The sequence below is a fragment of the Paraburkholderia susongensis genome (assembly GCF_900177725.1).
GTDB lineage: Bacteria > Pseudomonadota > Gammaproteobacteria > Burkholderiales > Burkholderiaceae > Paraburkholderia > Paraburkholderia susongensis.
In genome coordinates, this window is record NZ_FXAT01000005.1 from 408,151 (window position 1) to 422,439 (window position 14,289).

The window sequence follows — 14,289 nt, forward strand, 5'->3', positions numbered from 1 at the left end:
AGTCAGTCAATTTATCCATGTCCGATCTTTCCACTCCGCTTCCACGCGTGCCGCGCCGTTTCGATATCAACCCGAAACCGCTCGGCGTCGCGCTCATCCTCATCGCGCTCGGCGCCCTCTATCTGGCACAAACCGTCAGCGGACGCCAGGCGGCGCTCTATATCGTCGGGGCGCTGCTAGGCATGTCGCTTTATCACGCGGCGTTCGGTTTCACCTCGGCCTGGCGGGTTTTCATCGCCGATGGCCGCGGCGCGGGCCTGCGCGCGCAGATGCTGATGCTCGCGCTCGGCGTGTTGCTGTTTTTTCCCGCGCTCGCAGCGGGCACGCTGTTCGGCCACCCGGTGAGCGGGCTCGTCGCACCGGCCGGCACGTCCGTGCTGGTGGGCGCATTCATGTTCGGCGTCGGCATGCAGTTGGGCGGCGGTTGCGCGTCCGGCACGCTGTACACCGTGGGTGGCGGCAGTACCCGCATGCTCGTCACGCTGGCGGCGTTCATCGTCGGCTCGGTCATCGCTACCGCGCATATGCCGTTCTGGAGCGCGCTGCCGTCGTTGAAACCGCTTTCGATGGTGACGACGCTCGGCGCGGGCTGGGCGATCGCGCTGAACCTCGTGATTTTCGCGGCCATCGCGGCGCTTACCGTGCTGGTCGAGCGGCGCCGCCATGGGCAGCTCGTCAACGAGCCGCTGCGCCAGCCCCATGCGTCGCCGTGGCTGCATGGCCCGTGGCCGCTCTTCGTCGGCGCGATTGCGCTCGTCGTGCTCAATTTCGCAACGCTGGCCCTGTCGGGGCGGCCTTGGGGCGTCACGTCGGCGTTCGCGCTGTGGGGCGCCAAGATCTTCTCGGCGCTCGGCATCGACGTGGCGAGCTGGCCGTATTGGGCCGCCCACGCCAACGCGGGGTCGCTAGCCGCGCCTGTTACACATGACGTCACATCGGTGATGGACCTGGGCATCGTCCTCGGCGCGATGACGGCCGCCGCCCTTGCCGGCCGTTACGCACCGGTGTGGAAGGTGCCGGCGCGCTCGCTCGCCGCCGCGGTGATCGGTGGCCTGATGTTGGGTTACGGCGCCCGCCTCGCCTACGGTTGTAATATCGGCGCCTATTTCAGCGGCATCGTGTCAGGCAGCCTGCACGGCTGGCTCTGGCTCGTCGCGGCTTTCGCCGGCAATATTCTCGGCACGCGTCTGCGGCCGCTCTTCGGCCTCGAGGTCGAACGCATCCGCCAGACCGGCTGCTAGAACTCGCGCAAGACGTTACAAATGCTGCCCCTGTTGCACTTGTTTGTAACAGGGGCAGCATCATTTCGTTACACTTTCAATCCGTCCCCGTTGAACACCCAAGACTCGCATTTATTACCGGTTATTGGCTATTCTTTCTGTTGCCTTTCTATTTCAAAATCGACTCGCCGATCAATAGCCGGCCACACCAATATACTCGGACAATTAAGCCAAATATATGTACAGCAAGGGTTTCCATCGATTAGAGGGGAATCTCAGGTAGCGAGAGATTCGCTAGGCATCATTCATTACAGCATCGTGAAATAATTACCGAAAATTGACGCAACTTTTTGAGATATTTTTTCGAGAAGGGATTGATTTCTCGTTTCACACTTCATACAATTCGCCCAAGCTGTTACGAAATGTAACGCAATGTATCAAAAGTTCGCTGTTTGTATCAGGCAGTGACAAGTAGCCGGGGGATCGTTCCGGCGAGGCAGAAAAGACATAACGGCGAAAAGCCGACATAGTAATTCGGGGCTTCGGAAACAGAGAAAATGGACCGCAGCAGCGAGACGCTGGATTCAATCCGCGAAATCAACTTGTCTTACATCATGCTCGCGCAACGTATGTTGCGTGAGGACAAACCGGTCGGGATGTTCCGCCTGGGATTGTCGTCGGAACTGGCCGATTTGCTTGCCGGGCTGTCGCTCGCGCAGATCGTCAAGCTGGCCTCTTCCGATCAGCTTTTGTGCTTTTTCCGCTTCAACGACCACTCGATGCTGTCGGCGTTGACCCAAACGACGAAGCACGCCGCGGTTGCACCGACCCACACGGCAATCCTGCTCGCAGGCCAACCCGCCGAGCAGTTTGCCTGATCGAGATGACGGCAATGCTCAAGCGAAGCCTCACCGAAGACGCGCAGGAAGTATTCCGCGCAATCGCGCTGATCGAACTCGGCGCACGCATGCAGGTGCTCGAAAGCGAACTGACGCTCTCGCGCGACCGCATGATCCGCCTGTACCGCGAGGTCAAGGGCGTATCGCCACCCAAGGGCATGTTGCCGTTTTCGGCGGACTGGTACATGACATGGCTCGCGAACATTCACGCGTCGCTGTTCTATAACACGTACCTGTTCCTCAAGAACGAAGCGCGCTGCTCGCATCTGGACGCGCTGACCAAAGGGTATCGGCTGTATCTCGAACATTGCCAGCACAGCGAAACCGATCCGGTGCTGGACCTGACGCGCGCATGGACGCTCGTGCGTTTCTTCGACGCCGACATGCTGCAGTTGACCCGATGCTGCCGTTGTTCCGGCAAGTTCGTCGCGCACAGGCACGATCTGCAGCATAACGTCGTATGCGGCGCCTGCCAGCCGCCGTCGCGCGCCGGCAAGACGAAGAAGGCGGCGGCCGCCCGCCGGGAAGCACTCAGCGCAGCACAACAGGCTGCCTGAATGGATTGAGTCGCGGCGGGAAAGACAGGGCCAGCCGATTCGAACCGAAACTCACGGGAAAATCCGCGCAGTGCAACACTGCGCGGATTTTTTTTGCCGTCGCAGCGGGCAACGGCATCGCACCTGGCAGGACTGCCGTGTTCAACCAGCCCGGCACGCAGTTAGCGCTTCGCCACCTGCTGTTGCGCCGAAACGGATACGGCTTCAGGCGCGGAGTCGTGGGAAGTAGCGGACGAAGCAGCGGACGAAGCAGCAAGCGAAGTCGCGGCAACGCCAGAAGCACCCGCAGGAGCAGCAACTGCAACTGCAGGCGCGGAGGCCGCACCCACCGCCGTATCCCCCGCCTTCACATCGCCCCAGCCGCCACCGAGCGCACGAATCAGATTCACCGTCGCCACCGCCTGCGTGCCCGCGAGATGGCTCGCCTGCAACTGCGAAAGCAGCACTTGCCGCTCGCCGTCGATCACGTCGAGATAGCTAACCGCACCCTCGGTGTACTGCGTACGTGACAGATGCGCGGCGCGCTGCGATGCGTCGACGGCATTGTTCTGCTCACGCATCTGATCGTCGAGCAGACGCAGATCGGCAAGGTTGTCCTCGACTTCGCGGAACGCCACGAGCACCTGCTGACGATATTGCGCCACGTCCTCGTCGTACTTCGAGCGCGCCTGCGCGAGGTTGGCCTTGCGGCGCCCGCCGTCGAAGATCGGCACGGTCAGCGCGGTGCCCGCGAACGGACCGAGAATGAACGCGCGGCTCGACCACATGAAGAGATCGCCGAGTGTCGCCGATTCAAAGCCGAACGCTCCGGTGATATCGAGCTTCGGGAAAAACGCCGACTTCGCGAGCCCCACGCGCGCATTCGCTGCCTGCATCGCGCGTTCAGCCGCAGCGATATCGGGCCGCCGTTCGAGCAACGCCGACGGCAAGCCAGGCGGCACACGCACCGCCACCGGCACGAGCGGCGCTTCCGCGAACGAAAAATCCGCAGGCGGCTTGCCGAGCAGAATCGCCAGGCTGTGTTCCGACGCCGCTCGCTGGCGCGCGACGCCGACCGCATCGGCACGCGCGCTCGCGAGTTCGTTGCGGGCGCGCGAAAGATCCAGTTCGCTGATATCGCCTTCCTTGAAGCGCCGCTCGACGAGCTTCAGCGTGTCCTCGCGCAACGCGACGGTGCGGCGGTACAGGTCCTGATCCGTATCGAGTTCGCGCAACTGGAAGTAGTTCTGCGCGACGTCGGCCTGCAACGACAACTGCACCGAACGGAACAGCGCTTCGCTCTGCTGCTCGTCCGCGCGCGACGCATTCACGTTCGAGCCGACGCGCCCGAACAGATCCGCCTCATACGATGCGCCGACCTGCGCGCGCCAGATCGTGCCGGTCGTGCCGCCCGCGCTGTCCGGCAGGAATTGCGACGCCGCCGACGCGCGCTCGCGCGTCGGGCCGAAGCCCGCATCGAACTTCGGAAACCAGTCCGACTTCGCCGCCTGCGTGACCGCGCGCGCCTGTTGCACACGCGCCGCCGCGGCCTTCAGATCCTGATTCGCGGCAGCGGCCTGCTCTTCGAGCGTATCGAGTTGCGGGTCGCCGAAGACTTTCCACCATTCGCCGCGCAAGGTGTCGTCGGCGGGTTGCGCGGTTTTCCAGGTGCCGGCATTCTGTGCCGTTGCCACCGGAGCGTCCGTTGCCGCAGGCACGCCCGACGCCGATGCTGCCGGCGCCGCCGGCGCTTCCTTGAACGCCGCCGGCGTATCGACATCCGGCCGCTTGTACGTAGGCTCGAGCGAGCACGCCGCGAGCAGCGCGACCAGCAGACCGCTGGCTGCCGCGCGGCCCCATCCGCTCAAAGATGCAAAGCGAGATTCAAAGCGTTTCATTATTGTTTTCTCCTCAGGCGTCCGTAACGGCCGCGCCATAACGCGGCGAATCCTTCTGCGCGACGTGAATCGTCCCGCCCGCGAGCGTTCGCAGCACCACATAGAACACCGGCGTCAGCATCAAGCCGAACAGCGTGACGCCGAGCATGCCGAAGAACACCGCAACACCCATCGCATGACGCATCTCCGAGCCCGCGCCGCTCGACAGCACCAGCGGCACCACACCCATGATGAACGCGATCGACGTCATTAGAATCGGCCGCAGACGCATACGGCTCGCCTCGATCGCCGCCGCGAGCGGCGTGCGTCCATCGTGTTCGAGTTCGCGCGCGAACTCGACGATCAGGATCGCGTTCTTCGCCGACAAGCCCACCAGCACCATCAAACCGATCTGCGTGAAGATGTTGTTGTCGCCGCCCGTGAGCCACACGCCGGTCAGCGCGGACAGCACGCTCATCGGCACGATCAGGATCACCGCGAGCGGCAACGTCAGGCTTTCATACAACGCTGCCAGCACGAGGAACACGAGCAGCACGCTGATCGGGAACACCCACATGCCCGCATTGCCGGCGAGAATCTGCTGATACGTGAGATCGGTCCATTCGAGCTTCACGCCGCGCGGCAGGACTTCAGCCGCCACGCGTTCGGCCGCGGCCTGCGCCTGCCCCGACGAATAGCCGGGCGCCGGTCCGCCGTTGATGTCGGCCGCGGTGTAGCCGTTGTAGCGCACCACCATCTCCGGCCCGTACGTCGGCGTCACGGTAACGAGCGACGACAACGGCACCATCTCGCCCGCGGCATTGCGTGTCTTCAGTTGCAGAATGTCGTCGGCGCGTTGACGGAACGGCGCATCCGCCTGCACGCGCACCTGATACACGCGGCCGAAGCGGTTGAAGTCGTTCACGTACAGCGAGCCCAGATAGATCTGCATCGTGTCGAAGACGTCCGTGACCGGCACGCCGAGCTGCTTCGCCTTCACGCGATCGAGGTCCACATTGAGCTGCGGCACGTTGATCTGATAGCTCGAGAAGGTCGGACCGAGCTCAGGCGTTTGCGCCGCGCGCTTCACGAATGCCTCGGCAGCCTTATTCAGTTCCGCGTACCCAAGCGCGCCATGATCCTCGAGCTGCATCTTGAAGCCGCCGAGCGTGCCGAGCCCGAGCACCGGCGGCGGCGGGAACACCGCGACGAACGAATCCTTGATCGCGCCGTACTGCTGGTTCAACGCACCGGCAATCGCGCCAGCCGAGAGCTTGCGGTCGCCGCGTTGCTTGAACGGCTTCAGCGTGACGAACACGATGCCCGCGCTCGAACTATTCGTGAAGCCGTTCACCGACAAACCAGGGAACGCGACCGCGCTTTCCACGCCAGGCTGCTTCAGCGCGATCGCGCTCATGTCGCGAATCACCTTCTCCGTGCGGTCGAGCGAGGCGCCGTTCGGCAACTGTGCAAACGCAATCAGATACTCCTTGTCCTGCGCGGGCACGAAACCGCCCGGCACGACACGCGCCACCAGCACAGTCGCGCCGAGCAGGATCGCGTACACCGCGAGCATCGCGCCCTTGCGACGCAGCACACCGGTCACGCCTCGGCCATACGCGTCGGAGCCGCGATGAAAGACCTTGTTGAAGCGCCGGAAAAATCCGCCGAGCAGCAGATTCATCACGCGCGTCAACCAGTCTTCCTTTTCGCCATGACCGCGCAGCAGCAGCGCCGACAGTGCCGGCGACAAGGTCAGCGAGTTGAACGCCGAGATCACGGTCGAGATCGCAATGGTCATCGCGAACTGCTTGTAGAACTGCCCCGTGAGACCCGTCATGAATGCGAGCGGCACGAACACGGCGACGAGCGTGAGCGCAATCGCGATGATCGGCCCGCTCACTTCGCGCATCGCCTTGTAGGTCGCATCGCGCGCACTGAGCCCGCTTTCGATGTTGCGCTCGACGTTCTCCACCACGACGATCGCATCGTCGACCACGATGCCAATCGCGAGCACCATGCCGAATAGCGAGAGTGCGTTGATCGAAAAGCCGAATGCGAGCAGCAGCGAGAACGTACCGACGATCGACACCGGCACCGCGATCAGTGGAATGATCGACGCGCGCCACGTCTGCAGGAACACGATCACGACGATCACCACGAGCGCGATCGCTTCGAGCAGCGTATGCACCACCGCCTCGATACTCGAGCGCACGAACTGCGTCGGGTCGTAGACGATCCGGTATTCGACGCCGGCCGGCATGTCAACGGCCAGTTCCTTCATCGCCGCGCGCACCTGCTCGGAGATCGCGAGCGAATTCGCACCCGGCGCCTGGTTGATCGCGAGCGCAACAGCAGGTTTGTTGTCGAGCAGCGAACGCAAGCCATATTCCGACGCCGCGAGTTCAACACGCGCGATGTCGCGCAGATAGGTCACGCCGCCATCGGGCGTGGTCTTCACGATGATGTCGCCGAATTCGCTCTCGGTCCTGAGCCGTCCGCGCGCATTCACCGACAACTGCAACTGCGTGCCCGGCACCGACGGCGACGCGCCGATCACGCCGGCCGCGACCTGGATGTTCTGCTCGCGAATCGCGTTCACGACTTCAGTTGCAGTGAGGCCGCGCTGCGCGACTTTCTGCGGATCGAGCCAGATACGCATCGCGTAGTCGCCCGAACCCCACAACTGCACCTCGCCGACGCCCTGAATCCGCGCGAGCCGATCCTTCACGTTGAGCAGCGCGTAATTGCGCAGATACGTCATGTCGTAGCGGTTGTTCGGCGAGATCAGATGGACGACCATCGTCAGCGTGGGCGAACTCTTGATCGTCGTCACGCCGAGCCGCTGCACGTCGTCCGGCAGACGCGGCAGCGCCTGGTTGACGCGGTTCTGCACCAGTTGCGTCGCGAGGTCCGGATTGGTGCCGAGCTTGAACGTGACCGTGAGCGTGAGATTGCCGTCGCTATTCGCCTGCGACTGCATGTACAGCATGTTCTCGACGCCGTTGATCTGCTCTTCGAGCGGCGCGGCGACCGCCTCGGCGATCACTTTCGGATTGGCGCCCGGATACTGCGCGTGCACCACCACCGAAGGCGGCACCACTTCCGGGTACTCGGAAATGGGCAGCTTGAACAGCGAGATGATGCCCCCGAGCAGGATCAATACCGATAGCACACCTGCAAAGATCGGGCGATCGATGAAGAATTTGGATATGTTCATGGGAAGCTCTTAACGTTGGAGCGTGCGCCGCGCGTGCTGAGTCGTGCGGCGTTGCGCGGTCATGCCAGGCATGAGGTGCCAAACGGATACCAAACCGGGTACCAGGCGGGCACCGAACGGCAACGAACGCGGCGGCGCGCGAGGCTCACGAATTACTGTTCGCGCTGGCGCTCGCCTTCGCGCGCGTTTGCGCAAGCGGTGCGCTGTTCGGGTCATCGTCGGTCGTCATCGGCACCATGTGCGCGCGCACCGCATCGCCGGGGCGCACACGCTGAATACCGTTGACGACGATCCGGTCACCCGGCTTCAGTCCGTCCTTGACGACGCGCAGATTGCCCTGCATCGCGCCTGTCGATATCTCCCGATACACGACGTGATTGCCCTGATCGACCACGAGCACGAACTTCTTGTCCTGGTCGGTGCCGACCGCGGCGTCATCGATGAGCAGCGCCGGGTGCGGCGCGCCGCCGCCCACTTTCACGCGTGCGTAGAGGCCCGGAATCAGGGCGCCGTCCTCGTTATCGAAACGCGCGCGCACGCGAATCGTGCCCGACGACGTATCGAGCCGGTTGTCGACCGACTCGATCGTGCCGCTGCGCGAGTAGCCGGTTTCATCGGCGAGACCCAGTTGGACCGGCACCTTGCCGCCGTCCTTCGCGCGGCTCAGGTATTGCAGGTAGGTTTGCTCGTCGGCGTCGAACGAGGCGTAGATCGGCGACACCGATACGAGCGTGGTCAACGGCGCCGCACTCGCACCCGCCGACACGACGTTGCCCACTGTGATCTCCGCGCGCGACACGCGGCCCGACACCGGTGCGACGATCTTCGTGTAGCCCAGATTGATGCGCGCGGTTTCGAGCGCGGCTTGCGCGGCCTTCAGGTTCGCGCTCGCCTCGCGCGCGGCGTTCTGCTTCTCGTCGTAGTCGCGTTTGGCGATCGCGTTGTCGGCGATCAGGCGTTGCGCGCGTTCCCAGTCGCTTTGCGTGTAGCCCGTGCGCGCTTGCGCGGCCGCGAGCTGCGCTTCGGCCCGATCGACTTCCGCCGCATACGGACGCGGATCGATCACGAACAGCGTGTCGCCCTTCTTCACGAGCGCGCCGTCCTTGAAGTTGACGGACACGATCGTGCCCGGCACCTGCGAACGCACGTCTACTTTTTCGACGGCTTCGAGACGGCCCGAATAACTCTGCCAGTCCGTGATCGTCTTCTGCACCACAGTGGCAACGTCGACTTCGGGCACGATGGTCGGCGCGGTCGGCGAACTCGCATCCACGCGAATCGCGCCGAACGTGCCGAGTCCGGCGAGAACGACCACAACGAGCGCGGCAAGCGCCACGCGGCGGCGGGAAAGAGGAAGGATAGTCATGTGTAGCTCCCGGTATCGTTGATTGAATTTCTGTTTATCGATGAGCGCGCGCGTCGAAACGCCACTGAAAAAAGCGCACCGCTTCCTGCAATGCCGGCGGGTGATCGGCGAGCGCCGCGTGCGAGACGCTCGGGTAGCGCACCACCTGGGTGTGCACGCCCGCGTCGATCAGACTGCTTGCGTATTTCTCGGCTTCCACGTGCAACACGTCGTTCTGCGCGGTCGCGATCAGCGTGGCGGGCAAGCCCGCGAGCCGCAGCGATTCGAGCGGCGCGGCATACGGATGCATGCGCTGCGACGCCTGCGGCAGATACGCGCGATAACATGCCGCGCACTCGCGCGCCGTGATGTCCGAGCCGAGGCGCTTCTCGTCGCCCAGACGCGTGAGGCTCGGATCGAGCATCGGCCCGAACAGCGCCTGAGCAGCGATCTGCACGTCGCCGCGATCGCGCGCGATGAACGCGAGGCAGTTCGCGAGCTGGCCACCCGCATCGTGGCCGGCCACACCGATCTTTCTGCTATTGCCGCCGAATGCGCGCGCCCGCGTCTGCACCCACAGCGCCGCGCGATGCGCGTCTTCCGGCGCGGCGGGAAAAGGAAACCGCGGCGCGAGCGAATAGCCGACCGACACGACCAGCGCCGGTAAGTGTTCTGCGAAATAACGCGCGGCGAAGTCGGCCTGCTCTATCGAGCCTTTCGTAAAACCGCCGCCGTGAAAATAAAGCAGTACTGGCAGTGCGGTTTTTTTCGCAAGCCGGTACAACCGCAACGTAATTTCCTGTGCGTGTCCGTCGATTCGCACATCTGTGACTTCGAGTGCCGCCTCGTTGGCTTCCGCGGCGCTGCCGTCCGCGGGAACAAAGGTGTACGGCGATTTGAATGCATCCATGTCGAGCCGCGCAAATGCGCATAGAACTTCAATGGTGCGAATTGTGGCTTCGGCAGACTCGCAAATAAATGCCTATAATCCGGCAACACAATTCGGTGCCCCTGAACAATCCTCAGCGATTGCTCCACGGATTCCACCCCGCCCCTTCCGGAGGTTTGCGATGGACCGGCTTCAGGCCATGCAAGTGTTCACACGTGTCGTCGACACCAACAGCTTTACCCGCGCAGCGGAAACGCTCGATCTGCCGCGTGCATCCGTTACTACGATTATTCAGAACCTCGAAGCGTTTCTCGGCACGCGGCTGATGCACCGGACCACCCGGCGCCTGTCGCTCACGCCGGACGGCGCGGCGTATTACGAGCGCTGCGTGCGCATCCTCGCGGACGTCGAGGAAACCGAGGCCAGCTTCCAGAGCGGCAACAAGAAGCCGCACGGCAAGCTGCGCATCGACATGCCGGGGTCGCTTGGCCGGCTGATCGTGATTCCCGCGCTGTGCGAATTCCACACGCGCTATCCGGATATCGATCTGCAACTCGGCCTCACCGACCGGCCGGTGGACCTGCTGCAGGAAGGCGTGGATTGCGTGGTGCGGGTCGGCGCGCTGCAGGATTCGTCACTGGTCGCGCGCCGCATCGGTCTGTTCGAGGGCGTGACCTGCGCGTCACCGGACTACATCAAGCGCGCGGGCATGCCCGCTTCGCTCGAAGATCTCGACAACCACAAAGCGGTCAACTACTTCTCGAGCCGCACGGGCCGTACGATCGATTGGGCGTTCATGGTCGATGGACAGGAAGTGGAAGTGAAGATGAAGGGCATCGTCTCGGTCAACGATGCGGATGCTTATGTGACCTGCGGAGTCGAAGGCTTCGGCCTGATTCAGCCGGCGCTCTTCATGGTGCTGCCGCATCTGCGTTCGGGCCAACTCGTCGAAGTACTGCCGGAATTGAAGCCCCTGCCGATGCCGATTTCCGCAGTCTATCCGCACAGTCGGCATCTGTCGCCGAAAGTCCGTGTTTTCGTAGACTGGATCGCGGAGCTGTTCGACCGTTGCCCGCTGCTAAGCGGACGCGGCCGTCTCGACACTGCCTGCACGAAGCGCACGTTCGAAGAACGCGAGTCCGCACCGGCACTCGACACGCCGGTCATGACCGAATGGGTCGCCTAAGCACTGCATGAGCAGGTTCGCAACGAAGTACGCAAACTGAAACAGTGAATTCCAGCCGCGGCGCCAATGCCGCGGCTGCTGCGCAGTGCCTTCGTAGCAGCCTTCGTAGCGGCCTTCGTCGCTGCGTTCACACGTCGCTGCATTCACAGTTACCTCGCCTGGCAAAGCTCCGCTCGCGATTGTTCTGGAATCGCGACAATTCATTTCGCAAAAGTGCGATTTATCCGCACTGAGCGAGCCTCTACAGTTCACCCTGTCGCAGCGCTATCCGTGCTGCCAAGGAATCGACAGGAGTGGATCATGAAACGCAATCTGTTGGCAGGTGTTGCCCTTTCGCTGCTCGTCAGCGCTCCGGTATTCGCGCAAGGCGGCGGAGGAATCGGCCGGGCGGGCACGTACGACACGCAACCCGCGCCGACCGTGAGCACGAAAACGCGCGCCGAGGTGAAGGCGGAACTGGTGGCCGCCTATCGCGACGGTTCGCTGCCCGCGCTGAATCGCACCTCGTATCCGGACAAGGGCCTCATCGGTCAAACGCAGGCGGCACGTATCGCGTTGCAGGAAAATTCGAACGGCGACGTGACCCGTGTGGCGAAAGATCAATAACGGATCAGTTAACGAATCAATGGAAGCGCGGCTGACGCGACGATCAGTTTTCCAAAAGAAATGATCGTCGCGATGTTGTCCGCACACTCTTTATCAAGGAGCACATCATGACACCGTCAGAACTCGATCATTGGGATACCGACACGCCTGTGTGGACGCCGTATCGTCCGACGCAGCATTGAGTGTCCGTTTGTGGTTGGCGGCGTTGGCCGCCGGGCGCCCGCAAGCCTTGCTTCGCGGGCGCATTGCTTTTGAAAGCCGTTTCGAGCGCCGCTCACGCTTTCGCCGATGTTTTCCTATAATCGACGGCTCTCCCCTCAGCGTGTTTGCGCGCTTCACAACAGGAGCACCACGATGGACTATGTGAAACTCGGCCGCACCGGCCTCGATGTATCGCGTCTTTGTCTCGGTTGCATGAGCTACGGCGTGCCTTCGCGCGGCACACACCCCTGGTCGCTCGACGATGAAGCCGCACGCCCTTTCATCAAGCAGGCACTCGATCACGGCATCAATTTCTTCGATACCGCCAATGTCTATTCGGACGGCACCAGCGAAGAAATCGTCGGCCGTGCGCTCAAGGACTTTGCGCGGCGCGATGAAATCGTGCTGGCGACCAAGGTCAATAGCCGCATGCATCCGGGGCCGAACGGCATGGGCCTGTCGCGCAAGGCGATCATGGCGGAAATCGACCACAGCCTGCGGCGTCTCGGCACCGATTACGTGGACCTGTACCAGATCCATCGCTGGGACTACGGCACGCCGATCGAAGAAACCATGGAAGCGCTGCACGATGTCGTGAAGGCCGGCAAAGCGCGCTATATCGGCGCGTCGTCGATGTACGCGTGGCAGTTCGCGAAGGCGCTGCATGTTGCCGAACGCCATGGTTGGACGCGCTTCGTCACGATGCAGAACTACGTGAATCTGCTGTATCGCGAAGAAGAACGTGAAATGTTGCCGCTGTGTGAAAGCGAAGGCATCGGCGTGATTCCGTGGAGTCCGCTTGCACGCGGGCGCTTGACGCGCGATTGGGACACGGAAAGCGCGCGCTCGGAAACCGACGAATTCGGCCGCACGCTTTACGCGTCTACGCAGGATGCGGACCGGCGGATCGTCGAGCGGGTCAGCGAAATCGCGAAGGAGCGCGGCGTGCCGCGCGCGCAGGTCGCACTAGCGTGGGTATTGCAGAAGAAGCCGATTACCGCGCCGATCGTCGGCGCCACCAAGCTGCATCATCTGGACGATGCGGTCGCGGCGCTGTCGCTGAAGCTGAGCGACGACGAAATTCGCCGGCTCGAGGAACTCTATGTGCCGCATGCGGTGAGCGGGTTCAAATAAGCGCGGTACGCGCTCGCATGAAATGAAAGCGGGCGGTGAACTTGCGCGCGATTTGCCGCGCTCGATTCCCGCCCAGCTCTATTCATGACACTCACTTCTTTAATTGCGCGGCACGTCCGGCTCGAAAAACACCCAGCGCACCTGCGGAAACGCCGCCTGCAAATCGGCCTCGATGATGTTGATTGCGTCCACCATCGCGCGGCCGCTCGCGTAGTCGATCATTTCCGCTTGCACCGCCACCACGACGTGACGTCCCCATTGCAGCGTAATCATGTTGATGATGCCGCGAATCTCGGCACGCGCACGCAGATGCGCTTCGATGGCGCCGCGCACTTCCGGACTCGCCGATTCGCCGACGATCATCGACTTCACTTCGCGCGCCACTAGCCACGCGATAATCATCAGCAGAAGACCCACGCCGACCGAGCCGAGCGCGTCATAGACAGGATTGCCGGTCACCATCGTCAGCAGTACCGCGATAAACGCGATGGCAAGACCCGCCAGTGCGGCAATATCCTCACCGGCCACGACGAGCAGATCGGACTCGCGCGTCTCCCGGAACCAGCGCCACATGCTCTTCTCCGGGTGCGTCTTGCGAATCTCCTTGACCGCGCCCCACAAGGACAACGATTCGAGCACCACTGAAACGCCGAGCACCGCCAGCGCGACGAACGCAAACTGCAACGGCTCGCGCACAATCAGACGATGCACGCCCTCGTACACCGAGAACACGCCACCGACAAAAAACAGCAGCAGCGCAACGAGCAGCGAATAGAAATTGATTTCACGGCCGCTGCCCATCGGATGCAAAGGGCTCACCGGCTTGCGTGCTTCGCGCAGTCCGAACAGCAGAAGCAGTTGATTGCCGCAGTCGGCGGTGGAGTGAATCGCTTCGGCGAACAGCGAGCCGGAGCCTGTAAACGCCGCCGCGGCGAACTTGCAGATAGCGATGCCGAGGTTGGCGGCGAGTGCATAAAAAATAGCTTTCGGCGATTCTTCTTTCATCTTCGGGAGCGCGTCCGTGAGTTTGCTGGGAGCTGCCAGGAGGCATGGCTCCGTATTATGGACACGCCAGGCCGTGTGCGTCCAACCCGGGCGTCGTTTGCATGGCATCGTCGCTCATACTTCATGCGCGGCGATGTTCGAGCCTCTCCGTTCAAGCCCTCTTCCTGATCG

General features: G+C 62.8%; 11 protein-coding genes. 6 read left to right on the top strand and 5 right to left on the bottom strand.

All coding sequences use genetic code 11. The annotated features are described in order from the left end of the window. Positions 1-17 precede the first annotated feature (17 nt). From B9Z01_RS18055 to flhC, 3 genes are all read left to right on the top strand, one after another. A complete protein-coding gene (locus tag B9Z01_RS18055; RefSeq protein ID WP_085485449.1) occupies positions 18-1,241 on the top strand; it encodes a YeeE/YedE family protein in 1,224 nt (407 codons plus the stop codon). 536 nt (positions 1,242-1,777) lie between these two features. Next, positions 1,778-2,098, top strand: coding sequence for a flagellar transcriptional regulator FlhD (gene flhD, locus B9Z01_RS18060; protein ID WP_085485450.1), 321 nt, complete (start codon positions 1,778-1,780; stop codon positions 2,096-2,098). 14 nt (positions 2,099-2,112) lie between these two features. Beyond that, complete coding sequence (flhC, locus tag B9Z01_RS18065; RefSeq protein WP_085485451.1) at positions 2,113-2,676, top strand: flagellar transcriptional regulator FlhC; 564 nt, start codon at positions 2,113-2,115, stop codon at positions 2,674-2,676. Between the two features lie 161 nt (positions 2,677-2,837). Here flhC and B9Z01_RS18070 read toward each other — a convergent pair whose 3' ends face one another. From B9Z01_RS18070 to B9Z01_RS18085, 4 genes are all read right to left on the bottom strand, one after another. After that, positions 2,838-4,553 (bottom strand): efflux transporter outer membrane subunit, encoded by a 1,716-nt coding sequence (locus B9Z01_RS18070; RefSeq protein WP_085485452.1) that lies wholly within the window; start codon positions 4,551-4,553, stop codon positions 2,838-2,840. Positions 4,554-4,566: 13 nt separating this feature from the next. Then, on the bottom strand, positions 4,567-7,752 hold the full coding sequence (locus B9Z01_RS18075) for an efflux RND transporter permease subunit (RefSeq protein WP_085485453.1): 3,186 nt from the start codon (positions 7,750-7,752) through the stop codon (positions 4,567-4,569). 145 nt (positions 7,753-7,897) lie between these two features. Then, a complete protein-coding gene (locus B9Z01_RS18080; RefSeq protein ID WP_085485454.1) occupies positions 7,898-9,118 on the bottom strand; it encodes an efflux RND transporter periplasmic adaptor subunit in 1,221 nt (406 codons plus the stop codon). Between the two features lie 34 nt (positions 9,119-9,152). After that, on the bottom strand, positions 9,153-10,007 hold the full coding sequence (locus tag B9Z01_RS18085) for an alpha/beta hydrolase (protein WP_085485455.1): 855 nt from the start codon (positions 10,005-10,007) through the stop codon (positions 9,153-9,155). Between the two features lie 160 nt (positions 10,008-10,167). On the opposite strand from B9Z01_RS18085, the gene B9Z01_RS18090 reads away from it, so the two are divergent. The 3 genes from B9Z01_RS18090 to B9Z01_RS18100 all read left to right on the top strand — a co-directional run bounded on the left by B9Z01_RS18090 (position 10,168) and on the right by B9Z01_RS18100 (position 13,113). Beyond that, positions 10,168-11,172, top strand: a complete 1,005-nt coding sequence (locus B9Z01_RS18090) for a LysR family transcriptional regulator (RefSeq protein ID WP_085485456.1) — start codon at positions 10,168-10,170, stop codon at positions 11,170-11,172. Positions 11,173-11,472: 300 nt separating this feature from the next. Further along, positions 11,473-11,778, top strand: coding sequence for a DUF4148 domain-containing protein (locus tag B9Z01_RS18095; protein WP_085485457.1), 306 nt, complete (start codon positions 11,473-11,475; stop codon positions 11,776-11,778). A 354-nt stretch (positions 11,779-12,132) separates the two neighbouring features. Next, on the top strand, positions 12,133-13,113 hold the full coding sequence (locus B9Z01_RS18100) for an aldo/keto reductase (RefSeq protein ID WP_085485458.1): 981 nt from the start codon (positions 12,133-12,135) through the stop codon (positions 13,111-13,113). A gap of 99 nt (positions 13,114-13,212) precedes the next feature. On the opposite strand, the gene B9Z01_RS18105 is transcribed toward B9Z01_RS18100, so the two are convergent. Beyond that, a complete protein-coding gene (locus B9Z01_RS18105; protein ID WP_085485459.1) occupies positions 13,213-14,118 on the bottom strand; it encodes a cation diffusion facilitator family transporter in 906 nt (301 codons plus the stop codon). Positions 14,119-14,289 lie beyond the last annotated feature (171 nt).

Excerpts from the sequence above, each read along its gene's own strand:
- B9Z01_RS18055 (WP_085485449.1), top strand. The coding sequence starts at position 18 with ATGTCCGATCTTTCCACTCCGCTTCCACGCGTGCCGCGCCGTTTCGAT.
- flhD (WP_085485450.1), top strand. The coding sequence starts at position 1,778 with ATGGACCGCAGCAGCGAGACGCTGGATTCAATCCGCGAAATCAACTTG.
- B9Z01_RS18080 (WP_085485454.1), bottom strand. The coding sequence starts at position 9,118 with ATGACTATCCTTCCTCTTTCCCGCCGCCGCGTGGCGCTTGCCGCGCTC.
- B9Z01_RS18090 (WP_085485456.1), top strand. The coding sequence starts at position 10,168 with ATGGACCGGCTTCAGGCCATGCAAGTGTTCACACGTGTCGTCGACACC.
- B9Z01_RS18070 (WP_085485452.1), bottom strand. The coding sequence starts at position 4,553 with ATGAAACGCTTTGAATCTCGCTTTGCATCTTTGAGCGGATGGGGCCGC.
- flhC (WP_085485451.1), top strand. The coding sequence starts at position 2,113 with ATGCTCAAGCGAAGCCTCACCGAAGACGCGCAGGAAGTATTCCGCGCA.
- B9Z01_RS18105 (WP_085485459.1), bottom strand. The coding sequence starts at position 14,118 with ATGAAAGAAGAATCGCCGAAAGCTATTTTTTATGCACTCGCCGCCAAC.
- B9Z01_RS18100 (WP_085485458.1), top strand. The coding sequence starts at position 12,133 with ATGGACTATGTGAAACTCGGCCGCACCGGCCTCGATGTATCGCGTCTT.
- B9Z01_RS18085 (WP_085485455.1), bottom strand. The coding sequence starts at position 10,007 with ATGGATGCATTCAAATCGCCGTACACCTTTGTTCCCGCGGACGGCAGC.
- B9Z01_RS18095 (WP_085485457.1), top strand. The coding sequence starts at position 11,473 with ATGAAACGCAATCTGTTGGCAGGTGTTGCCCTTTCGCTGCTCGTCAGC.
- B9Z01_RS18075 (WP_085485453.1), bottom strand. The coding sequence starts at position 7,752 with ATGAACATATCCAAATTCTTCATCGATCGCCCGATCTTTGCAGGTGTG.